Origin of the sequence: Bradyrhizobium sp. 521_C7_N1_3 (genome assembly GCF_052075975.1) — a bacterium.
Taxonomy (GTDB): domain Bacteria; phylum Pseudomonadota; class Alphaproteobacteria; order Rhizobiales; family Xanthobacteraceae; genus Bradyrhizobium; species Bradyrhizobium japonicum.
Window position 1 is genome coordinate 3,288,958 of record NZ_CP197232.1, and the last position, 20,731, is coordinate 3,309,688.

The following is a 20,731-nucleotide window of genomic DNA, read 5'->3' on the forward strand; positions in this document are numbered from 1 at the left end:
GGAAGTGAAGCCATGAAGCATGTCGATGTATCCGAACTCGTCCGCCCGGAGCATCCTGCCATGGACGCGCCTCGCGAACGGCCGTTGCGACTGTGGCCGCGCATCGTCGCCGGCATCTTGCTGAGCGCGCTGCTGGTCGCCGGTTGCGGCGGCTGGGCGGCCTGGGCGATGCTGGAGGGCGCGGTGGTCGCCGCCGGCACGGTCAAGGTCGATCAGAACCTCAAGGAGGTACAGCACCGCGACGGCGGCATCGTCAAGACGCTGTCGGTGCGCCAGGGCGACCAGGTTCGCGAAGGCCAGGTGCTGGCGACCCTCGACGACGTCCAGATCAAGGCCGAGCATCTGATCGTGCGCGCTCAGTTGGTAGAGGCACTCGGGCGCCGCGCTCGCCTGATAGCCGAACGCGACAATCTGACGTCGGTCGAATTTCCCGACGACATGCACGCCTTATTCCCCTCAACCGCTGGATCGGTAATCCACGGCGAGGCCCGTCTGTTCGCCGGCAACAAGACCGCGCGCGACAGCCAGAAGGAGCAGCTCGAGCTCAGCATTGCCCAGACCGGCGAGGAGATCAGGGGCATGGCGGCCCGCCTCGCCGCCAAGGAGGAGGAGGGCAGGCTCGTCGGCGCCGAGCGCGAGAAGTTGCAGTCGCTGTTCGAGCGCAAGATCGTCGAGTACCAGCGCGTCTATACCTCCCAGCGCGACTACGCCCGCATCATGGGCGAGCAGGGCGAGATCCAGGCGAGCATCGCCCGAGCCAAGGTGAGGACCAGCGAGATCCGCGTGCAGATCATCGCCGTGGACCAGAGCGCTTCGACCGAGGCCCAGAAGGACCTGCGCACGGTGGAGGCGCGCATCGCCGAGCTTCAGGAGCGCAAGCTCGCCATCGAAGACCGGCTGTCGCGGACCGAGATACGTTCCCCCGCGTCCGGCTATATCAACGAACTGTTCGCCTACACGGTGGGCGGCGTCATCACTCCGGCGGCCAAGATCGCGACCGTGGTGCCGGAGAATGCCGACCTCAAGTTCGAGATTCGCGTCTCGCCGGCCGACATCGACCAGGTGAGGGTTGGACAGCCGGCACGCATCCGCCTCTCCGCCTTCAACCGCGCCACCACACCGGAGCTGAAGGGCAAGGTCGCGATGGTGTCGCCGGCCTCGGCCCGGGATCCGTCCAACGGCCAGGAGCACTACATCGCCCACGTCCGCCTGCTTCCAGCCGAGGAGGACCTGATACAGTACAAGGGACTGAAGCTCGTTCCCGGCATGCCGGCGGAGGTCTTCGTCTCGACCCAAGAGCGCACCGCTGCCTCCTATCTGGCCAAGCCCGTCACCGACCAGATGACCCGCGCCTTTCGGGAGCGCTGAGGCATGATGAATTTCCCCGCCGACACACCGAGGACGGCATCGACCGCCGAGGTGGCCGCCGGGGTTCCTTACGTTAACCTTTCAGCGAAGGGGAGCGTCGGAAACCGCAAATCGGCGACATTCGGCGGGGTTTCGGAGGCCTTCCGGCCCAGCACCGCAGCCCCGGGCATCTTGCCACACCTTCGGAATATCCAAGGACGGATTCCACGAATTGGTATTTTCTTTCGGGCTCGGGGATTTTTTCTTTCCTCGTGAATGCCTTGGAACCGTCGTTCTCCACCGGCGGAAGTTTAAATGATGGCTCTTTTGGGTGGGTTTGATGAGCGATATTACGATCGCGATTGTTGAGGACCAACCTTTGATGATGAAGGCCCTCACGACCTTTCTTTCGGCGCCGACCGATTTCAAGATCGTCGCCTTCGGCGCCACTGCCGCCGACATGATCCGGCTGGCCCGTTTCCATGTCCCCAGGCTGATGATTCTGAGCCCCTCCGTCCCCGACGAGACCTACGACGCCATCCGCACGATCCGCAACGTCCTGCCTGCGATCAAGATCGTCGCCTACACCTCCCAGCACGGCGTCGACCATGCCGTCCGGGCGCTCGATGCCGGCGCTCACGGCTACGTCCTCAAGCGCTCCTCGGCCGACGAGTTGATGGCCGCCGTCCGGGCCGTGCTGAAGGATGAGACCTATATCACCCAGGGCTTTGCGATCCGGGTGATCGACGCGCTCCGCAACACCGACGTCCGCCACCGCGTCGCCGAGGCCATCAAGCTCAGTCAGCGCGAGGGGCAGATTGTCCGGCTGCTGCTGCGTGGCATGACCAACAAGGAAATCGCTGCGGCGCTTCGCATCACCGAGAAGACGGTCAAGCACTACATGACCGAGCTGATGCAGAAGATGCAAGCCAGGAACAGGGTCGAGGTCATCATCGCCGCCCAGAGGATGTCCGAGTACCGACTCCAGTCGCTCGACGCCTGAAACAGGAAAAGGATTCGCGCTGCCCGCCCGGCCGGTTTAGTCCTTCGCCTGTCCAAAATTCTGATCACCTTGGCGAAAAGCCTCTGAAGGTTTTCGAAATCATGAAGCGCGTGAACATAAAGCATGAGGACGATTGCCAATCGCTCTTGTTGAAGATGCGTGACGACGGCGCCGTGAAGTTCGATATTCACAAGGGATATTGGCTCGCCGTGTGACAATTTTCGCTTGATCACCGGCGGCTGGTAGAGTTGCTTGCAAGTTTCCTTAGCGAAGAGAAGACTAGCCGCGTTCAACGACACTCTGAGTCAATGTGACGCCAGTTTCGACTGAGGCATGGCGCGTGGAACATCACCGACGTCGTCGAGATCGGGCGCTTGGCCGTAGCCCATGCGTTTCATCTGTTCGTGGACCTGTGCCATTTCGGTCTCGCTGAGCCGCGGAGGTTCGCCGATCGCCAGCGCGTGGACATACATCTTCGCTAGGGTCTCCACCTCCACGGCAAGCCAAAGCGCCTTTTCAAATGTCTGCGCCGTTACGATCAAGCCATGATGGCCGAGCAAGCAGGCATTTCGTCCTTCGAGCGCATTGACGGCATAATCCGACAGCGCCTGTGTACCGAAGCAGGCATAAGGCGAACAACGGATATCGTTGCCACCGGCTACCGCGACCATGTAGTGGAAGCAGGGAATGCCACGCTCGTGCACGGCGAGAATGGTGCTGAAGGTGGAATGCGTATGAAGTACGACGTTTATGTCGTCCCGCGCTCGCAGAATATCGCGATGAAAACGCCATTCTGAAGAAGGGCGATGGTTGCCCTGGTAATTCGCGGCGAAATCCATCGCGACAATGTCTTCTGGCCGCATGCGCTCGTAGGGCAAGCTTGTCGGTGTGATTAGCATGCCGTTTGGAATCCTGTGCGAAAGATTGCCGGAAGTCCCTTGGTTGAGACCGTTTCGGTTCATCTCCTTGCAAGTGTCGACGATACCCTGGCGGAGATCGGCATGATTACGGTCTGTCATGATGGGTGCTCCGAAAAAGAAATCCAGGATTGATAGGCGGCGGAAAGGGTGCGTTTGCACTCATCCTCGCCGAGCGGCGTGACAGCTTCAAGCACCACGCTCGAAACCGGAATCGTCCGCGAAAATCTCCGCCACAGCAGCGCCGCGCCGAGCGCCGTTCCATCCCGAGATTGGCTCACCGAGACGCTCTGCGATGGCCGCAACGCGGCCAGAGCGCGCGCGAAGGGCAGGTTGGCGGCGAAGCCACCGTCGATGACGATGTGTTTCGAGCTGCCAAGCGCATCTAGACAGCGGTTTGCGCTGAATGCAGCGTAGAGGACTGCCAACCCCTGCCATTCGGCTGGCGTCTCGGGCCGCGGTCCGATAATGCGTCCGCGGTGAGCTGCACCGGGGAACAGTCCATCATTCCCAACGAAGGAGGGGAGTGCCAGGGTTCCAAGGGCCAGTAGCCTCGGCAATGCGGCGAGGACGGCTGCATCAGAAGCGTCGTGGTCTCTGCTGATCAAGTCGTATTCGCGGCCTGTCGCGATCAGCGTGGAGGGTACGTTCTCACCGTCGACATCGATATTGAGCACCATGCCGCGTGTGGCGTCGAGCTTGTCTAGCGCGAGGCCGCGCTGAAAGCCGATCATCCAGGTGCCTGTTGATAGGATCGAGGTATCGGCCATGCCGGCGGCCTTGTAGCGGAACAGGTTGGCGTTGGAATCATGCACGCCGCAGAGGATTTCGGTCGAGCGCGCCAGGCCGGTACGCTTGGCTACGGCCTCCGAAACCCTCCCTAGCACCGCACCGGCGGATGCCCGCTCCGGCAGAAGCCGGTCCCAGCCGCGCTTGCGCACCAGGGAGGAAGGCTGATGGTGGAAAAGGTCCCAGATATGGCTCTGAGCCGCGAGCTGTGAAATTTCACTTGCAGCACACCCGCCGAGCCGCAAGGCGAAGTACTGCGCAGTCGTAAGATAGGTTTTCGCGCGGGCGAATTCGGCGGGATATGCGCTTTCCTGCCAGAGCAATTGCTTGCCGAGCCGCATCGCGCCGCTGATACCGCAAAATACTTCATCATAGGCAGGCGCAATCCGGGCGTAGGCCTGGTCGATCTCAGGCGGCGAGACCGCATCATAGTCCATCATCGGCAGCACTGGCTCGTCGCCTTCGACAAGAACGGCGCCACACCCATGTGCGGTCGCGATCACCGCGCCGATGGTGTGGCGTTGCGTCACCACGGCCAAAGTGTCGAGGAACCACTCTTCCAGCCCGGCAAGATCATAGGCGAGGTATGGTCCTGCCGTGGTCGGGACATTCGGGATCGAAAGTGTTTCGAGTGGCCAGCCGTCCTCACTCGCGACCAGCAGCTTCAGATTCGTCTTGCCAATGTCGAGAACCGCGATCCGGGGAGAGGCTTCCGATCTTGTCATCGTTGTCTACCGGGGCGCTTTACCGCCCAGATGAGGAACCGCGGCAACGGCAATCAGGATGCCACCCCAGATCGCCAGAGTGAGGAACTGGCTGAGATTGAGAAGGTTAAACGCCGAGGAGATCACCTGAAGGATTATCAGTGCAAGCAGCAATCCGCCGACTTTGCCAAAGCCGCCAAATGGATCGACGCCACCGAGCACAGCTGCAAGAATGGTGACGAGCAGATAGCTCTCGCCATATGCCGCGTTGGCTGAATTGAAACGTGCCAGCATGACGACCGCTGCGACACCGGCGAGCAGGCTCGAGAGGACATATAGCTTGAGCAGGACGGCGCGGGTATCGACGCCGGAGTAGCGGGTTGCCTTCTCGTTCGAGCCGATCATGTAAATCCTCGCCCCGAAGGGCGTTGCGTTTAGCATGAGCGCGACGGGCAACGCACAGAGCGCCAGCACGATCAGGGCAAAAGGCACCCCGAGAACCGTTCCATTGCCGATGAAAACAATGGGCTCCGGAAATCCGGAGATGACATTGCCGCGCGTCAGGCCGATCGCGAGTCCCTTGCAGAGTGTCATGGTGCCGAGGGTTGCGAGGATCGGTGAAACGCCGAGGTAGGCGATGGCAAATCCGTTGACAAGGCCGACCAGTGCCGCGACGGCAAACCCTGCCGCAATCGCCAGCACCTGTACGCCGGCCCAGGTAATGCCCTGAGTGCCCGGAATGTAGTGCGTCAGCAGGAAGGCAATCGTCAGTCCAGAGAGATTGGCGGTGGCAATGATGGAAAGGTTGAGGCCGCCAGATAACAAGGCCAGCATCATCGCAAGCGAAAGGATGCCGAGCTCCGGCATCTGGAAGGCCATCGATTGCAGCGTGTTGACGGAGAAAAACCGGCCGCCGATGGTAATGGCGAACACCAACCAGAGCGCGACCAACAACAGCATCAGGGTTGCGATCGTCCCGCTGCCGGCCAAACGGATCAGGCGTCCGCGAAGGGCAACGGTGGACGCATTTCTCATGGCCGCGCGCTCCGGGTCCGCCGTTCTCGCTGCGACCAGGCTGTCGCCGAGACCGAGATCAGAATGACCAACCCGACAAAAAATGGCGACCAGTAGGACGAAACGCCCAGCAAAATGATTCCGTTCTGCAGGATGGCGAGCAGTGCCAACCCCAGAAACGTGCCGAGAACGGTGCCGACGCCGCCCATCAGGCTGGCGCCGCCGAGCACGACGGCCGCAACCACATCGAGCTCCTTGCCCACCAGCACCGTCGGAGCGACGGACTGTGCAAGCTGCGCCTGGACCAGTGAGGCGATACCGGCCATGACCCCCATGTAGCAATAGACCAGCATGTTGAGGCCGAAGACATGGAAGCCGAGTCGCTGCGCGGCATCGGTATTGCCCCCCATGGCGTAGATTTGACGACCGATATTGCTACGATTGAGCAGGAGCCAGGTGAAGAGAAATGAGAACCCGAGCGCGAGGATCTGCAGGTTGACGCCGTAGGACGTATCCTTGCCCCAATCGAACTCGAACCAGAATATCCCGGTCGCGAACCAGTCGGGTAACGAATAGATATATTTACCGCCCGTGAAGAAAATCAGCAGCCCATAGAAAATGTTCAACGTTGCGACGGACACGATGATTGATGGTATCCGAAGCTTCTGGATGAAGATCGCGTTGAGAGCGCCGAGCGCACCGCCAATGCCGATCGCGATCGCAAAAACGCAGATCCAGTTCGCGCCGTATGCGTTCGCCACCGTAAGCGTGACATATTGCGCCACCGATGCCGTCGCCGTGAAGGAGATGTCGATACCGCCGGCGATCAGCACCACGAGCAGTCCGAGGGCGAGGATGCCTACGAATGCATAGGAGGTCAGAAGGTCGAACAGGTTCTGCATGGTCAGGAACTGGCCGTTCGCCGCGCCCAGGCTGGCGCAGAGCACGAGGATCACGATCAACAGCCAGAACTCATGGCTGCGCCGAAACCTGCCAAATGAAGCAAACCGCGATTTAGGCATTGACCGCCTGCCGAAGCGCATCTTCGGAGGTGTCTGCGGCCATCACGTCAGCGGTCAAACGCCCCTCGCGCATCACCAGCACGCGATGGCTGTGATAAAGCACCTCGGGGATTTCGTCTGATATCATCAGCACTGCGACGCCCTCGCGGGCCAGCCGCCGGATGATCTCATAAATCCCATCCTTGGCGCGGATATCGACACCGACCGTTGGGCTATCAAGGATAAGCACCCGCGGGTTGGTCGCCATCCATTTGGCGAGCACGATCCGCTGCTGATTGCCGCCGGAGAGCGTCTTGACCGGGTTGTTGGGATCAGAGACCTTGATTCCGAGTTCGGCGACCCATCGCGCGACATGGCTTTGCCGCGCGCGTGCGCCAATCAGGCCGAACGCGCCAGCGAGACGTTCCAACACAGTCAGCGTGACGTTCGACGTGATCGACTGGTCAAGGATGAGGCCAAGCGTAAGCCTGTCTTCAGATACGTAGGCGATGCCTCGACGGATCGCGTCTGCATTCGTGTTCAGCGCGATGCGGTGGCCGTCAAGCGCCATGGTGCCTCGATCGGGTGGGTTCATGCCGAACAGCGACAGTGCGAGCTCGGTTCGGCCCGATCCAAGCAATCCGGTAAGGCCCACGACTTCTCCGGCGCGTAATTGCAAGCTCACATCGTCGTAGTCACCATCGCGGCCAAGCCCCTGGACTTCGAGAACAACCGCACCCACGGCAAGGTCGGGCACCTGTTTCTGATACTCGAAAGCCTTCCCGGTCATCAGGTGACTGAGTTTGCTGCCGTTGATGGTCGCTGCGGCAAAGGTGCCTACCTTGGCGCCGTCCCGCAACACCGTCACGCGTTCGGCAATCTCAAGCACCTCGTCGAGGCGATGGCTCACGAATACGACGCAGATACCGCTTCTTTTCAGGTCGCTGACGAGCTTGATCAAGGTGTTGACCTCGTGGCGGGTCAGCGACGCCGTCGGCTCATCCATGATGAGAAGTTTGGCATCCGCCGCCAAGGCCCGGCAGATCGCGACCAACTGGCGTCCGGCAATGCTGAGTTCGGAGACTTTTGTTTCTGGATCGACCTCAATGCCGACCTTCGCCATTGTAGCCATGGCGATGGCCCGCATAGAGGACCAGTTCACCGTGTGGACGCCGCCAAGATGGTGCGCCATGGCGATGTTCTCGACGACGGTGAGGTTGGAGAATAGCGATAGATCCTGATAGATGACCTGAATGCCGCAATGGGTGGAGTAGACCGGGCTTAGTTTTGGGTACTCCTTGCCGGAAATGACGATCCGGCCTCCTGGTTCCGGCGCCTCGACGCCGGAAATGATCTTGATCAGCGTGGACTTGCCGGATCCGTTTTCGCCGACAAGGCAATGCACCTCTCCGATCTCCAGCGTCAGATCGACGTCGCGAAGCGCATGCACGCCGCCGAAACGTTTTGATATGCCGGACATCTCCAGGAAAGTCGTCAAGGCTTCGTCCTGTAATGGGACCGCTCGTCAAGCGATCGCCTCGACGAGGATCGCATTCCCGGCCGGAAAACCGGGAATGCGGCGCGACGAGGCGGCTGGGATCGGTGTAGTTCTAGAGTCCTCCGGCGATCAGTCCGTCGATGGTTTCTTTGTTGATCCGCATGATCTTGTCGACCTTGATCTGCTTGCCGGCCACATCGACCGCAGCCTTGCCGAGGCCGGGGACATCGACGCCATCCGTGATTGGCTTGCCATCAAGCACGAGCTTGGCAACTGCAACCATGGCGTAACCTGCATCGGTGGGATTCCACAGGAAACCTTCGCGGATGGTATCATCCGCGATGAGCGATTTCGCCTGGCTCGGCAGCACCGTGCCGACCACGGCGATCTTCTTGCCAAGGCGTTGCTGACGCACCGCATTGCCGGCCCCGATCGGTCCATTCGAGCCGAAGCCGAGAATGCCGCGCAGGTTCGGATAGGCCTTGATCACGTCAAGCGTCGTGCGCTGGCTGGTATCGATCTCGTCGGCGCCGGGGAAACGGTCGGCGACGAGCTTCATTTTCGGGAAATTCTTCTGCTGATAGGCAATCGCGGCGTCGGCCCATTTGTTGTGAAGCGGCGTCGTCAACGTCCCGACATAAACCACGTAATCGCCTTCGCCGCCCATGTCCTTGGCGAGACGCTCCATCTGCACTTCACCGAAGCGAACGGAATCGATCAATTCGACATTCCAGTCACGGCCTTCTTGTTCGGGGCCCTCATGGGTGATGACTTTGATGCCGGCGGCCTGGGCGCGCTTGAGCACCGGCTCGCACACTTTGACGTCCAGCGGCACCAAGCCGATCACGTTGACCTTTTTGGCAATCAGGTCATCGAGCAGCTTTACCTGTTGTGCCGGATCGACGTTCGCCGGTCCAACCATGGTGGCATTGATGCTGAAGTCCTTGGCGCCCTTCTGGATTCCCTTTTCAAGAGCGTTGAACCACGGAATGCCGGCGATCTTCACGACCGTGACCATTTCCTTTTGAGCCTGCGCAAAAGCAAACCCCGGAAAGCCGGTACCGGCGATCGCCGCCGCACCACCAAGCATTTTGAGTGTCTGGCGTCTGTCCATTGTTCCCTCCCAGGAAGCTATTTTTAGCCTCCGCTCCTTTACCCGGCACTCGCCTGGCGGAGCAGTTGGCTTCATTCTTGATTGGCGGCGAAAATTTCACCTCCAGCCTCAGGACTTGCGTGGGGATTAGAGACCAACGCTACGAAAGGTGTCAAGCAAGTGACATGTCAACCAGCCCCGCCTGTGGCGATGTCCGGGCATGGCCATGGCCGACCTGCAGCTAGCAACCGCCAAAGTCTGCCCTCACGAAGGGAGCGGACCAAATCCTTACAAACGTAGGCAGATCACGACCGGCGGAAGTCTTTGGAGGAGGTTTGCGGTCCCCGAATTGAACCCACCGTTTGACCGGCTTCTGAGTTCAGGCGGACGATCGGAGCAAATATCGCGGATTTGCGTCGTGTGGGGAGAGGCGTGCAGTACTCTCCCGACTCGAACCCCCGACAGCTCGCAGAGCGGGGGATCGCCTCGAGCGAGTTACTCCACTCCGTCGCGAGGCGCGATTGCCGCAGCCTTAGAAAGATGCCGCCTAGAACCAGCTCGCTTCAAACTGTGGCGAGGCACAAACTAAAAAGCCGAAACCGGACATTATAGGCGTCATCAAAGCTCGGATCTTCGGAGAGATGCAAACTGCGATATTCCCGCTTTCATCCAGACTGGCTCAGCGAAGCTGGGCCGGAGAACAAAGCGATGCTTCGAAGGCAAAAGGGCAGATCGCACGCGCATGTTGGCGTAGATTGCGACGGGCTGTCGAATGCGCATTTGCAACGCGAGAAGCGCTCAAGCCAGCCTAGCTCCAAGCCACTGACCGCCAGTCACCAATTCCCGGGCAGCCTCTTCCACTACTGCCACCACGGTGGCTGCTGCTGGAGACAAGGCTGCTCCCGCCGCCTGGCACAACACAATGGTACGATGGCAGCCCCCCTCCGCGAAAGGCCTCGCCCGAATACGGCCCTGCTCGGCATCCATGCGAATGCACCCGCCTGGTAGCAGCGAGACGCCAAGCCCGGCCTGTACGCATTGCGTGATCAGGGCGATGGCATCGACTTCGTGTTTGACGTTGAGCGGCAGGGAGCGGGCGCGAAAATGTCCTTCTGCCGTATGGCGCAGCCCATTGCCGACCGAAGGAAGGATAAATTCGTGCGCTGAAGCATCCATGAAGGAAATATGGGTCTGACGGGCACTCAGGTCGGTTGAGGTCGGTCCGACAAAAAGAAGCTCCTCTTTCAGAAGTTGCTGGCAGTGCAGGCCCGATGCTGAGCGCGGTTCTGCCATTACGGCGAAATCCAACTTTCCCGCTCGGATATCGTTAACCAGCAAATGGGTGTGCTCTTGCTTCAGCTCCAGGCGAACATCGGGATAGCGCGCCGTAGTGAGCTGCAACAGTGGCAAGGCGAGCACCGTCATCAGGCTGTGCGGTAGTCCGACGGTCACTACTCCCGACGGTCGTTCGATCGATTTGCGTACATCGTGCCGGGCCCGGTCGAGTTGCTTAAAGACAATCTGACAGTGCTCGTAGAGCCTGGCCCCTGCTTCCGTCATAGCAACACCCTTGGCCGAGCGTTGCAAAAGCACTGCACCTAGATCTTGTTCGAGCGACTGGATGCTCTTGGTCAAGGCAGGCTGGGCTACGTGAAGACTCGCAGCCGCTTTGCTGATGCTTTTGGCCTCGACGACGTCGACAAAATATCGAAGCTTGCGAAGGTCCATGGCTGCACGTTTTGATTGTTTAGGGCATTCCCTGCAGGAATGCCCCTCTAACAACATTATATTTGCCGAACAAGCAATCTAAGGATGGAATGACGCAGCTTTCCGGAAAAGCCAACGCGAAAACGGGGGCTCGTTGGACGGCGAGGTATAACCCGCTCTCATAGGTAGGTCGTGGCGATGTCTGCTACCCGTTCCCCGTCGATGCGAAGCAAGCTCTTCGTTCCGGGTTCCCGTCCCGAGTTGTTCGACAAAGCGTGGCAATCGGCCGCTGATGCAATCTCGTTTGATCTCGAAGATGCCGTCGCGGAAGATCGCAAGATCGAAGCGCGCGACTACGTCGCGAGGGCGCTTGAACGTCGCACAACGTCGGGAAAGGTTGTGATTGTCCGCATCAATCCCTGGGGCGAGCCTTTCTTTGCCGACGATCTTGAGGCGGTCGTGCGACCCGGCCTCGACATCGTCAATCTTCCGAAGGTCGAAAGTGCCGAAACGATCCTGGAGACGGCGCGCCTCCTCGATCGGCTCGAGCGCGAAAACGGTATCGGCCGCCGCGTTGGCATTCTCGCCAATATCGAAACCGCCCGAGGCCTTCGTGTGGCGGCCGAGATCTCGTTGTCCCATGAGCGGGTCATCGGCTTGCAGCTCGGCTTCGGCGATCTGTTCGAGCCACTTGGAGTCGAGCGTAGTCCGCTTGCGCTGGCACCGGTGCGGCTGGCTGTCCGGCTTGCCGCTGCCGAAGCCGGTATCGACGCCTTTGACGGAGCATTCGTCGGTGTGGCGGATGGCGAAGCGTTCCGAATGGATGCTGAAGCTGGCCGCGCGTTAGGTCTTGCGGGAAAGAGCTGCATCCATCCCAGTCAGATCGACATCGTCAACGCGGTATTCTTTCCACGCGCCGCGGAAATCGAAAATGCGCGGCGTGTTGTGGCCAAAGCCGAAGAGATGCTCGCACGCGGTGTTGGGGCGTTCATGGTCGATGGCGTTATGGCCGATGGGCCATTCATCGACCGGGCCCGCACCGTACTGAGAATCGCGGAAGGGGCGGCCCGCCATGCCTGAGACCATGAAAACCGAACTCACCATGCCCGCAGCCGCAGGCCCTCTGAAGGGTCTGCGCGTCATTGATTGCGCAACGCTGTTCGCGGGACCGATCATCTCGACGCTGATGGGCGATTTCGGGGCGGACGTCATTAAGATCGAGCATCCGAGCGGCGATCCCTTACGGAACATGGGCGCCAAAAAAGAAGGGCACGGCTTGTGGTGGAAGACCACAGGGCGCAACAAGCGTTGCATCGCGCTCGATTTGAAGACTGCCGCGGACGCGGAGATCTTCAAGGCGATGATCATCGACGCAGATATTCTCGTGGAGAATTTCCGAACCGGAACGCTGGAAAGTTGGGGGCTTGGCTGGGACGTGCTCTCGAAGATCAATCCCCGGCTCGTGATGGTGAGGGTGACCGGCTTCGGCCAGACCGGGCCATATAGCCGGCGTGCCGGGTTTGGCACGCTGGCGGAGGCGATGTCCGGCTTCGCTCATATCACTGGCCAGCCCGATGGGCCGCCGACGTTACCGCCATTTGGCCTCGCCGACGGCATCGCGGCTTATTACGGCTGCTTCGCCTCGATGTTCGCGATTTACGAACGTGACATCGGCGGCAGCGGCAGGGGCCAGTATATTGATCTTGCGATTTACGAACCGATCTTCGCCTTGCTGGGACCGCAGCCGATCATCTTCGACCAGCTCGGTGTAATTCAGAACCGCACCGGAAATCGTTCGGTCAACAACGCGCCGCGCAATGCCTATCGTACGCGTGAGGGGCGTTGGGTGGCGCTATCGGCGGCGACACCCAGCATCGTCAGGCGCGTGCTCGATCTGACGGGGGGGCCGGGTACGGCGGATGATCCGCGCTTCCAGACCAACCTCGACCGCATCAAGCATGTCGAGGAGATCGATCGGATCGTCGGTGGCTGGATCGCCAAGCATGATTTGCCCGAAGTCCTCGAAACCTTCGAGCGCGTCGAGGCAGCGATTGCGCCAATCTATGATGTCGAGCAAATCTTCGGGGATCAGCAATATATCGCGCGAAACTCGGTGGTCTCGGTGCCGGACGAGGATCTCGGTCCGGTGCGGATGCAGAACGTCTTCCCGGTGATGTCGCGCACCCCCGGTGCTATCCGTCGCACCGGCGCGCGGATCGACCAGGATCGTGCCGAGATCATCGATGAGTTGCGGGCCGCAGGCCGGCTCCCGGCACGGGAAGAGGATAGGGCATGACAAGCGTCTGGCGGCCAAGCGCCGAACATCCGCGCGATTTCGTTGGTTACGGCCGAAAGCGTCCCGATCCGCGCTGGCCCGGCAACGCCCGGATCGCCGTGAATTTTGCGATCAATTATGAGGAAGGATCAGAATACAGCATTCCCGACGGCAGCGGTCGTACCGAGCTCGGTCTTGCCGAGGCTCCGGGCGGACGGGTGCCGGCCGGACAGCGCGATCTCGCCTTCGAGACCATGTACGAGTACGGCAGCCGGGTCGGGATCTGGCGGTTGTTCGATCTGTTCCAGCAACGGCAATTGCCGGCAACGGTGTTTGGCTGTGCTGTCGCGCTCGAGCGCAATCCGCAGGTAGGCGAGGCCATCGCTGCTTCGAATTTCGATGTCTGTTGTCATGGCTGGCGCTGGGAGGAGCATTTCCGCCTGAGTGAAGCGGAAGAGCGCGAACGCATCGCGCGCGCGGTTGCTTCGATCGAGCGCACGACCGGCAAGCGGCCACTCGGCTGGTATTGCCGTTTCGGGCCGAGCGAGAATACGCGCCGCCTCATCGTCGAGGAGGGCGGCTTCCGCTATGATTCGGACGCCTACAATGACGAGTTGCCCTATTGGGTCGAGGTCGAGCGCAAGACCCATCTCGTCGTGCCCTACACGATGGATGCCAATGACGGGAAGTTTGCGGCTCCCTCCGGCTTCTCTGCGCCCGACGATTTTGAGGGTTATCTGAAGTCGGCTTTCGATCAGCTTTACGCGGAAGGGGCCGAGAAGCCCGCTCTGATGTCGATCGGCCTTCACCCGCGCATCAGCGGACGACCGGCGAGGGCGCGGGCACTGGCAAACGTCCTCGACCATATCCTCAAGCATGACCGCGTCTGGGTCTGCAGGCGCCTTGATGTCGCCGAGCACTGGCACGCCCATCATGCGCCCTCGGAGGCTGAACGATGAACGACACGACGGGTCCGCAAATCTGGGACAGCTATTTGGGTGAGGCCGACCGCGCCGTATTGTCCAGGGGACGGTTTGCGCAGCGGATGGGCTTCGGCGCCAAGCCGGCGATCGTCGTCATCGACGCGCAACGCTATATGGTCGGCGAGCGCGGCATTCGCGACGAGCGCTATCCTTCATCCTGCGGCGAAATCGGATGGGCGGCAGTCGATCGGATCGCCGCCATCCTGGATGCCGGACGAGCGGCAGGCGTCCCGGTGTTCCTGACCCGCTTTGCCCTCGACGCCAGCGGCAATGATATCGGTGTCTATGGCCGCAAGCGCGCCTTCATGAAGGAGCGCGATGACTGGTGCATCGAGGGAACGATGGGCGCCGAGTTGCTGCCCGAGGTCGGACCCAAGCCAGGCGATATCGTCTTCGTGAAGAAGAAGCCCAGTGGTTTCCACGGGACGCCGCTGCTTGGTTATCTGGTCGAACGCAACATCGACACCGTGATCGTGCTCGGCGGTGCGACCAGCAATTGCGTGCGCGCCACCGTCTTCGACGCCGCTTCCTACAATTATCGCGCGATCGTTCCGGCCGACGCGGTGTTCGACAGGTTGCCGATCTCGCACGCGATCAGCCTCTTCGACATGGATCGGCAATTCGCCGACGTGACGGATGCGGCCGCCGTCATTGCCAGACTGCAAAAACACAGCAAGGGGGAATAGACATGAAACGTCTTGCATTGGCGGCTCTTGTATTCGCCGCAGCGAGCTTCTCCGCGGACGCGCAGGAAACGTGGCGCATCGGGGCACTCTACCCGCTGACGGGGGGGCTCGCGCTGCTCGGCAACGAGAACCTCAATGGCGCGCGTATTGCCGTTGACATGATCAACGAGAAAGGCGGCATCGCCGGCAAGAAAGTCGAACTCGTCCAGGGCGACGCCTCGACTCCGGACAAGGCCCAGTCGGAGGCCGAGCGCCTGTCCTCGCTCGAGAATCTGCAGATCATCACCGGCACCTATTCGAGCGGGCTGTCATATGCTGCTAGCCAAGTGGTGGAGCGGCGCGGCGGCTTGTATTGGGAGACCGGCGGCATTGCCGACGGTCTGACCAAGCGCGGGTTCAACGGCTATTTCCGCATCGTGTTCACGGCAAGCTCGAACGGTCAGCTTGCCGCTAATCTCGCCGCAAGCGCTATCGCGCCACGTCTTGGCAAGAAGCCGGCCGATCTCACCGTGCTCATCGTTCACGAGGACTCGGATTACGGTACCTCGGTTGCGACCGCGGCGGAGAACAAGGCCAAGGAGCTCGGCTTCAAGGTCGCGGGGCGTCTGCCGTACAAGGCCGCGACCACCGATCTCGCCCCGCTCGTGCTGCGTATGAAGGCGAGCAGCGCCGACATCGTCATTGCTTCGTCCTATGCCAATGACGCGTTGCTGATCCAGCGCCAGATGAAGCAACTCGGCGTCAACGTCGCGGCTTTCATCGGCACCGGCGGCATTTACGGTCTGGCGAGCTTCGGCGAGGGACTGGGGAGCGCCGTCAATGGAATCTTCGACACCGAGGGATCGGCGGGGATCAATCCCGCGTCGCTCTCGGACGAGGCGCGAACGCTGCTCGCTGAGTTCCAGAAGCGCTTCCAGGCCAGTCAGGGCAAGGCGCCATCCTATGTCGGCACCCAGGGCTTTGTCGGCACCTACATTCTGCTCGACAAGGTGCTCCGCGCGGCCGGCGCGGCGGATCCCGCCAAGCTGAAGGAGGCAGCGCTTGCGCTCGACATTCCCGCCGGGGGCACCTCGCTCGGCTGGGGGGTCAAGTTCGCAAAGCCGGGTAGCGAGATGCAGGGTCAGAACGAGCGTTCCTTCCCGGTCGCGCAGCAATGGCAGGATGGAAAACTCGTCGTGGTGGCGCCGGATAATTTCAAGACTGGCGATCCGGTGCTGGTGCCGCTCCAGACCTGGGACAAGCGCTGATCCCGCGGCGGTGGCTGGCAATCAGTCACCGCCCATAGCCTGGATACGAGATGCTGGACATCCTTCCTCAATTGCTGGTCTCGGGCCTGCTCATCGGCGGTGTCTACGGATTGCTATCGATCGGCCTGACATTGATCTTTGGTGTCCTGCGAATCGTCAATTTCGCGCAGGGCGAGTTCATCATGCTCGCCATGTTCGGCGCCTTCTGGCTCAACGCGCTATGGGGAATCGATCCCTATGTGTCGATCCTCATCGTCACGCCCGTCCTGTTCGGTCTCGGCCTGCTCGCCGAACGCGTGGTGATCAAGCCGATCCTGCAGGCGCCGCATGCGATGCAGATATTCGCGACCTTCGGACTCTCGGTGGTGCTCCAGAACATTGCTCTTACGTTCTGGGGCCCCGACTATCGTTCGGTTCAGACGGCCTATTCCTCGCAATCCCTTGTCGTTGGGAATGTCGCCATCTCAGTGAGCTCACTCTACGCCTTCATCGTCGCCTTTCTGATGGCAGGGGCGTTGATCGCGTTTCTCCAACTCTCGCGCGACGGCAAGGCGCTGCGCGCCATGGTTCAGAACCGCTATGCAGCTTCGCTGATGGGCGTGAACACGGAGCGGCTGAACCGGCTGGCGTTCGGCGCCGGCGTTGCCTGCGCGGCGGTGGCCGGCTGCATCCTGACGCCGATGTTCTATACGTTTCCGACCGCGGGGGTCGACCTGATCATCACTGCCTTTGTCGTCGTCGTTCTCGGAGGGCTTGGCAGCGTCGCCGGCGCTATGGTCGGAGGGCTGATCATTGGCGTCACCCAGACGCTGACAGGCTTCTACGTCTCGGTCGAACTCAAGGACGTCATCGCGCTCGTGCTGTTCATTCTGATTCTGTTGATCCGTCCTCAGGGACTATTCGGCCGCGCTGGCATGGAAGAGGTCGGCACCAAATGAGCGCGTTCTTCAATGACTACTACCTCAACATCGCCGTGATGACCTGTCTCTGGGCGGCGCTGTCCGGAGCCTGGAATTTGATGGCGGGTTATGGCGGACTGGTGTCGCTCGGGCAGTCGGCTTTTTTTGGCATCGGCGCCTACATCACCGCGATCGCCTTCACCAGATACGGTGTTTCGCCCTGGCTTGGCTTGATCGCTGGTATCTTTGTTACGACCGGGCTTGCCGTCGCGATCAGCTGGCCTTGCTTTCGGCTGCGGGGAGCATTCTTCTCGCTCGCAACGCTGGTCTTCCCGATCGCGATGGAAATCGTCGCCAATAACTGGAGCGATCTCACCCGCGGCCCAAGCGGCATCGCGATCCCGTTCCAACCAGGTATCTCTACATTCATCTTCAGCTCGCGGTGGGCTTATCTCGTCGCGGCCTTCGCGCTGATGATGACGGTCTACGGGATCACCCGCTGGATGCATCGCGGCAGGCTCGGCCTCTATCTGATCGCTGTTCGCGACGACGAGGCAACGGCGGCCAGCATGGGTATCAAGACGGTCAGGGTAAAGTTGATCGTCACCATGATAAGTGCTGCGCTCACAGCCGTCGGCGGCTTCTTCTATGCCCAGTACATCCTGTTCCTCGATCCGCCGAGCGTGTTCTCGATCAACATTTCAGTGCAGATCGCGCTTCTGAGCATCATTGGCGGGCTTGGCACACCGCTCGGCCCGATCGTGGGTTCGCTGGTGATGACGCCGCTCGACGGGGTGCTGAGCCAGTTCTTTGGCGGCGGGCCCCGGCTAATGATCTATGGCGCCGTGCTTCTCGGGACCGTGCTGTTGGCGCCCAGGGGTATCGTCGGCACACTCAAGGCATGGCGCCCCACATGATGGACACGGCCAGCCGATCTGTGGGTGAGGAACTGCTGCGCGCCAGCGGGCTTGTACGCCGCTTTGGCGGCCTAGTCGCCGTGAACGAGGTGTCGCTGAATGTCGCCGACCGCGAGATCGTTGGGCTCATCGGGCCCAATGGCGCCGGCAAGACATCACTGTTCAACATCCTGAGCGGTCAACTCGGGCCCGATTCCGGCACCGTCAGTTTCGCCGGCCAGGACATTACCGGTGCTTCTGCAAGTGTCTGCGCCCGCGCGGGCATTGGCCGTACGTTCCAGATCGTCAAGCCCCTCGTCAGCCTGACGGTGCATGAGAACGTCACCGTCGGCGCGCTGCTGAACTATCCGCTGGCGACGGCACGCGAAAAGGCCGCGGAGATCATCGGCCGCGTCGGCATGCGTTCGTTGCTCGACCAGCAGGCGGGCAGTCTGACCTTGGAGTCCCGCAAGCGGCTAGAACTCGCGCGCGCTCTCTCGATCGAACCCAAGATGTTACTGCTTGATGAGATACTCGCCGGGCTCAATGCTTCGGAAATCAACGAGAGCATTCATTTGATCCGCAGCTTCGCGCATCAGGACGGTCTCGCCGTCATCATGATCGAGCACAATCTACATGCCGTGATGTCGCTCGCCGACAAGGTCGTAGTGCTCGACTACGGACGCAAAATCGCCGAGGGCAAGCCGGAGGTAGTGGTGCGAGACCCCGCTGTAGTGGCAGCTTATCTCGGAAGCGACGACTGATGGCGCTCGATGTAACCGATCTCAGTGCCGGCTATGGCGACGTTACCGTATTACGCGGCGTCACATGTTCGGTATCAGCCAACAGCGTTGCTGCATTGCTCGGCGCCAATGGTGCGGGGAAGACCACCACGTTGAACGCGATCTCCGGCCTGCAAGCGAATGTCTCCAGCGGTACGGTCCGGCTCGAAGGCATCGATATTACGCGTATGCCGGCTCATGAACGCGTCGAGGCGGGCATCGCCCATGTTCCGCAGGGTCGCCAACTCTTCGCCTTCATGAGCGTGCGCGAGAATCTTGAACTCGGAAGCTACGCGCCGCGGGCGAGGGGGCACGAGAAGGACGCGCTTGACCGGGTCCTTTCCATTTTTCCCCGGTTAAAGGAGCGGCTTGGCCAGCAGGCTGGGTCGCTGTCTGGCGGCGAGCAACAGATGTGCGCAATCGCGCGCGGCCTGATGTCGAGGCCTCGCTACCTGCTGCTCGACGAGCCCTCGCTCGGCCTGGCTCCCATTGTGGTCAAGCAGGTCATGGCTGTCATCGGCCAGATTGTGGCACAAGGCATCGGCATTCTGCTCGTCGAGCAGAATGTCGCCCTGGCCCTCAAGCAGGCGCAGTACGCTTACGTGCTGGAGCACGCCAGGATCGCGATCGAGGGCCCTGCCGCCGCTCTCCAAAACGATGATCGGGTCAGAAAGGCCTATCTCGGACTTTGAGTTCGTCACGGCAAAAAAGGGAAAACCATGGATCTCAAGCTCGCCGGCAAGGTCGCGCTTGTCACCGGTGCCAGCGTCGGCCTCGGTCGTGCGATCGCGCAGATGCTTGCCGAAGAAGGGTGTCGCCTTGCCATCGTGGCCCGGCGAGAAGACCGCCTAAGAATTGCGGCGGACGAGATCGCGGCTTCTGGATACGAGCGGCCGTTGATCATCGTCGCAGATATCACGCAGCATGACGCGCCCGCGCGTATCAGAGATGAAGTGCTCGCCGCTTTCGGCCGCCTCGACATCCTCGTCAACAATGCCGGCGGTTCGCGGCCCTTCGACGGCCTAGGCACGCGTCAGCAATGGGATGAGGCTATGGCGCTTAATTTTCATGCCGGTCGGGAGCTCGCCCATGCCTTCGTGCCCATGATGCAGGCTCAGAAATTCGGTCGGATCATCAATCTGACCGGAGGCGATGAGCCGCTGGCGTTGAATGGTGGCATTCCGCCCAATGGAGCCACCCATATCTGGGCAAAGTCGCTTTCCCGTGTTGTCGGCAAGGATGGGATCACGGTCAATTCGATCCCGCCCGGCCGGCTTCACTCCGAGCAGATCGATCAGAAATTATTGCCGACCGAGGAATCTCAGCGCAAATGGGTCGCGGAGAATTGTCCTGCTGGCTATATCGGCGAGCCGGAAGATCTCGCAGTGCTTGTCGCCTTTCTTGCCTCGCCGCTTGCCCGTTACATCACGGGCCAGGTAATCCACGTTGACGGAGGTGCGCGACGCTTCTCGCACTAGGTCAGGTTCGTGAATATTTGTCAGATCGAAGGCATGAACCCATTGCCACCGCCGTGACCGGCGTCGTCAAGAATATGCAGCCTGGTGGTCGCCCATCGCTTGTGCAGTTGCCAGGCCGTGGACAATGCGGAACCATCGTCTTGCAACTCGAACGGTGCTCGCCCGTTGCAGCCTGTTCGCAAAAAGGCCGCAGCGGCTTGCGACGCTGCGGCCCCGCCGGGTCAAAAAAATACGTGAAATATGATCCAGCCCCGGCTTCGACAAAGCTACGCCCGAGGTTTTTGCGCCGCAAATAGAATCGCTGCGTCGCGTAACGAACGAGACTAGCTGTTACCGCTGGACAACTAAAACCTCAGGAACCTTGACCTAGAGATCGGTCGAGGCTTGCGGGTTGATTTAGGTCAACTGTCTG

Annotated in this window: 19 protein-coding genes; 12 read left to right on the plus strand and 7 right to left on the minus strand. The window is 60.9% G+C overall.

Annotated features, from left to right (window positions below; genetic code table 11):
* The first annotated feature begins 12 nt into the window (after positions 1-12).
* Both AB7008_RS15310 and AB7008_RS15315 read left to right on the plus strand, forming a co-directional pair.
* Positions 13-1,368: an HlyD family type I secretion periplasmic adaptor subunit gene (locus AB7008_RS15310; RefSeq protein WP_441259004.1), complete on the plus strand. Its 1,356-nt coding sequence runs from the start codon at positions 13-15 to the stop codon at positions 1,366-1,368.
* A 319-nt stretch (positions 1,369-1,687) separates the two neighbouring features.
* A complete protein-coding gene (locus AB7008_RS15315; protein WP_248881815.1) occupies positions 1,688-2,350 on the plus strand; it encodes a LuxR C-terminal-related transcriptional regulator in 663 nt (220 codons plus the stop codon).
* Positions 2,351-2,655: 305 nt separating this feature from the next.
* Here the strand turns inward: AB7008_RS15315 and AB7008_RS15320 are convergent, their stop codons facing one another.
* The 7 genes from AB7008_RS15320 to AB7008_RS15350 form a co-directional block, all read right to left on the minus strand.
* A complete protein-coding gene (locus AB7008_RS15320) occupies positions 2,656-3,369 on the minus strand; it encodes a class II aldolase/adducin family protein (protein ID WP_304493182.1) in 714 nt (237 codons plus the stop codon).
* Positions 3,366-4,781: a carbohydrate kinase gene (locus tag AB7008_RS15325; protein ID WP_441259005.1), complete on the minus strand. Its 1,416-nt coding sequence runs from the start codon at positions 4,779-4,781 to the stop codon at positions 3,366-3,368. The genes AB7008_RS15320 and AB7008_RS15325 overlap by 4 nt, the downstream gene beginning before the upstream one ends.
* Positions 4,782-4,787: 6 nt before the next feature.
* Entirely contained in the window at positions 4,788-5,795 is a 1,008-nt protein-coding gene (locus AB7008_RS15330; protein WP_441259006.1) for an ABC transporter permease, read from the minus strand.
* Positions 5,792-6,796: an ABC transporter permease gene (locus AB7008_RS15335; protein ID WP_028156546.1), complete on the minus strand. Its 1,005-nt coding sequence runs from the start codon at positions 6,794-6,796 to the stop codon at positions 5,792-5,794. The genes AB7008_RS15330 and AB7008_RS15335 overlap by 4 nt, the downstream gene beginning before the upstream one ends.
* On the minus strand, positions 6,789-8,273 hold the full coding sequence (locus AB7008_RS15340) for a sugar ABC transporter ATP-binding protein (RefSeq protein WP_304493184.1): 1,485 nt from the start codon (positions 8,271-8,273) through the stop codon (positions 6,789-6,791). Before AB7008_RS15340 ends, AB7008_RS15335 begins: the two co-directional genes overlap by 8 nt.
* 112 nt (positions 8,274-8,385) lie before the next feature.
* The gene (locus AB7008_RS15345) at positions 8,386-9,387 is read right to left on the minus strand and encodes an autoinducer 2 ABC transporter substrate-binding protein (protein WP_014491732.1); all 1,002 of its coding nucleotides are present in this window, start codon (positions 9,385-9,387) and stop codon (positions 8,386-8,388) included.
* Positions 9,388-10,164: 777 nt separating this feature from the next.
* Positions 10,165-11,094, minus strand: coding sequence for a LysR family transcriptional regulator (locus AB7008_RS15350; protein ID WP_304493185.1), 930 nt, complete (start codon positions 11,092-11,094; stop codon positions 10,165-10,167).
* Positions 11,095-11,271: 177 nt separating this feature from the next.
* Here AB7008_RS15350 and AB7008_RS15355 point away from each other — a divergent pair, with 177 nt between their 5' ends.
* Genes AB7008_RS15355 through AB7008_RS15400 form a run of 10 tightly spaced genes read left to right on the plus strand, consistent with a single transcriptional unit; the run spans position 11,272 to position 20,319 of the window.
* Complete coding sequence (locus AB7008_RS15355) at positions 11,272-12,153, plus strand: HpcH/HpaI aldolase/citrate lyase family protein (RefSeq protein ID WP_304493186.1); 882 nt, start codon at positions 11,272-11,274, stop codon at positions 12,151-12,153.
* Positions 12,146-13,369 carry a CaiB/BaiF CoA transferase family protein gene (locus AB7008_RS15360; protein WP_304493187.1) on the plus strand — a complete coding sequence of 408 codons (1,224 nt, stop codon included), beginning with the start codon at positions 12,146-12,148 and terminating at the stop codon, positions 13,367-13,369. Before AB7008_RS15355 ends, AB7008_RS15360 begins: the two co-directional genes overlap by 8 nt.
* On the plus strand, positions 13,366-14,307 hold the full coding sequence (locus AB7008_RS15365; RefSeq protein WP_041958853.1) for an allantoinase PuuE: 942 nt from the start codon (positions 13,366-13,368) through the stop codon (positions 14,305-14,307). Before AB7008_RS15360 ends, AB7008_RS15365 begins: the two co-directional genes overlap by 4 nt.
* Positions 14,304-15,017, plus strand: a complete 714-nt coding sequence (locus AB7008_RS15370; protein WP_304493188.1) for a cysteine hydrolase family protein — start codon at positions 14,304-14,306, stop codon at positions 15,015-15,017. Before AB7008_RS15365 ends, AB7008_RS15370 begins: the two co-directional genes overlap by 4 nt.
* A gap of 2 nt (positions 15,018-15,019) precedes the next feature.
* Complete coding sequence (locus AB7008_RS15375) at positions 15,020-16,264, plus strand: ABC transporter substrate-binding protein (protein ID WP_049826269.1); 1,245 nt, start codon at positions 15,020-15,022, stop codon at positions 16,262-16,264.
* Positions 16,265-16,314: 50 nt separating this feature from the next.
* The gene (locus AB7008_RS15380) at positions 16,315-17,202 is read left to right on the plus strand and encodes a branched-chain amino acid ABC transporter permease (protein WP_304493189.1); all 888 of its coding nucleotides are present in this window, start codon (positions 16,315-16,317) and stop codon (positions 17,200-17,202) included.
* On the plus strand, positions 17,199-18,080 hold the full coding sequence (locus AB7008_RS15385; protein ID WP_441259007.1) for a branched-chain amino acid ABC transporter permease: 882 nt from the start codon (positions 17,199-17,201) through the stop codon (positions 18,078-18,080). Before AB7008_RS15380 ends, AB7008_RS15385 begins: the two co-directional genes overlap by 4 nt.
* On the plus strand, positions 18,077-18,823 hold the full coding sequence (locus tag AB7008_RS15390) for an ABC transporter ATP-binding protein (protein ID WP_304493191.1): 747 nt from the start codon (positions 18,077-18,079) through the stop codon (positions 18,821-18,823). The genes AB7008_RS15385 and AB7008_RS15390 overlap by 4 nt, the downstream gene beginning before the upstream one ends.
* Positions 18,823-19,533: an ABC transporter ATP-binding protein gene (locus tag AB7008_RS15395; RefSeq protein WP_014491742.1), complete on the plus strand. Its 711-nt coding sequence runs from the start codon at positions 18,823-18,825 to the stop codon at positions 19,531-19,533. Before AB7008_RS15390 ends, AB7008_RS15395 begins: the two co-directional genes overlap by 1 nt.
* Before the next feature lie 27 nt (positions 19,534-19,560).
* A complete protein-coding gene (locus tag AB7008_RS15400; protein WP_248881828.1) occupies positions 19,561-20,319 on the plus strand; it encodes an SDR family NAD(P)-dependent oxidoreductase in 759 nt (252 codons plus the stop codon).
* Positions 20,320-20,731: the final 412 nt, after the last annotated feature.

What these genes read in the sequence shown, in the direction of transcription:
- AB7008_RS15310 (WP_441259004.1), top strand. Translation starts at nt 13, where the DNA reads ATGAAGCATGTCGATGTATCCGAACTCGTCCGCCCGGAGCATCCTGCC.
- AB7008_RS15315 (WP_248881815.1), top strand. Translation starts at nt 1,688, where the DNA reads ATGAGCGATATTACGATCGCGATTGTTGAGGACCAACCTTTGATGATG.
- AB7008_RS15320 (WP_304493182.1), bottom strand. Translation starts at nt 3,369, where the DNA reads ATGACAGACCGTAATCATGCCGATCTCCGCCAGGGTATCGTCGACACT.
- AB7008_RS15325 (WP_441259005.1), bottom strand. Translation starts at nt 4,781, where the DNA reads ATGACAAGATCGGAAGCCTCTCCCCGGATCGCGGTTCTCGACATTGGC.
- AB7008_RS15330 (WP_441259006.1), bottom strand. Translation starts at nt 5,795, where the DNA reads ATGAGAAATGCGTCCACCGTTGCCCTTCGCGGACGCCTGATCCGTTTG.
- AB7008_RS15335 (WP_028156546.1), bottom strand. Translation starts at nt 6,796, where the DNA reads ATGCCTAAATCGCGGTTTGCTTCATTTGGCAGGTTTCGGCGCAGCCAT.
- AB7008_RS15345 (WP_014491732.1), bottom strand. Translation starts at nt 9,387, where the DNA reads ATGGACAGACGCCAGACACTCAAAATGCTTGGTGGTGCGGCGGCGATC.
- AB7008_RS15350 (WP_304493185.1), bottom strand. Translation starts at nt 11,094, where the DNA reads ATGGACCTTCGCAAGCTTCGATATTTTGTCGACGTCGTCGAGGCCAAA.
- AB7008_RS15355 (WP_304493186.1), top strand. Translation starts at nt 11,272, where the DNA reads ATGTCTGCTACCCGTTCCCCGTCGATGCGAAGCAAGCTCTTCGTTCCG.
- AB7008_RS15360 (WP_304493187.1), top strand. Translation starts at nt 12,146, where the DNA reads ATGCCTGAGACCATGAAAACCGAACTCACCATGCCCGCAGCCGCAGGC.
- AB7008_RS15365 (WP_041958853.1), top strand. Translation starts at nt 13,366, where the DNA reads ATGACAAGCGTCTGGCGGCCAAGCGCCGAACATCCGCGCGATTTCGTT.
- AB7008_RS15370 (WP_304493188.1), top strand. Translation starts at nt 14,304, where the DNA reads ATGAACGACACGACGGGTCCGCAAATCTGGGACAGCTATTTGGGTGAG.
- AB7008_RS15375 (WP_049826269.1), top strand. Translation starts at nt 15,020, where the DNA reads ATGAAACGTCTTGCATTGGCGGCTCTTGTATTCGCCGCAGCGAGCTTC.
- AB7008_RS15380 (WP_304493189.1), top strand. Translation starts at nt 16,315, where the DNA reads ATGCTGGACATCCTTCCTCAATTGCTGGTCTCGGGCCTGCTCATCGGC.
- AB7008_RS15385 (WP_441259007.1), top strand. Translation starts at nt 17,199, where the DNA reads ATGAGCGCGTTCTTCAATGACTACTACCTCAACATCGCCGTGATGACC.
- AB7008_RS15390 (WP_304493191.1), top strand. Translation starts at nt 18,077, where the DNA reads ATGATGGACACGGCCAGCCGATCTGTGGGTGAGGAACTGCTGCGCGCC.
- AB7008_RS15395 (WP_014491742.1), top strand. Translation starts at nt 18,823, where the DNA reads ATGGCGCTCGATGTAACCGATCTCAGTGCCGGCTATGGCGACGTTACC.
- AB7008_RS15400 (WP_248881828.1), top strand. Translation starts at nt 19,561, where the DNA reads ATGGATCTCAAGCTCGCCGGCAAGGTCGCGCTTGTCACCGGTGCCAGC.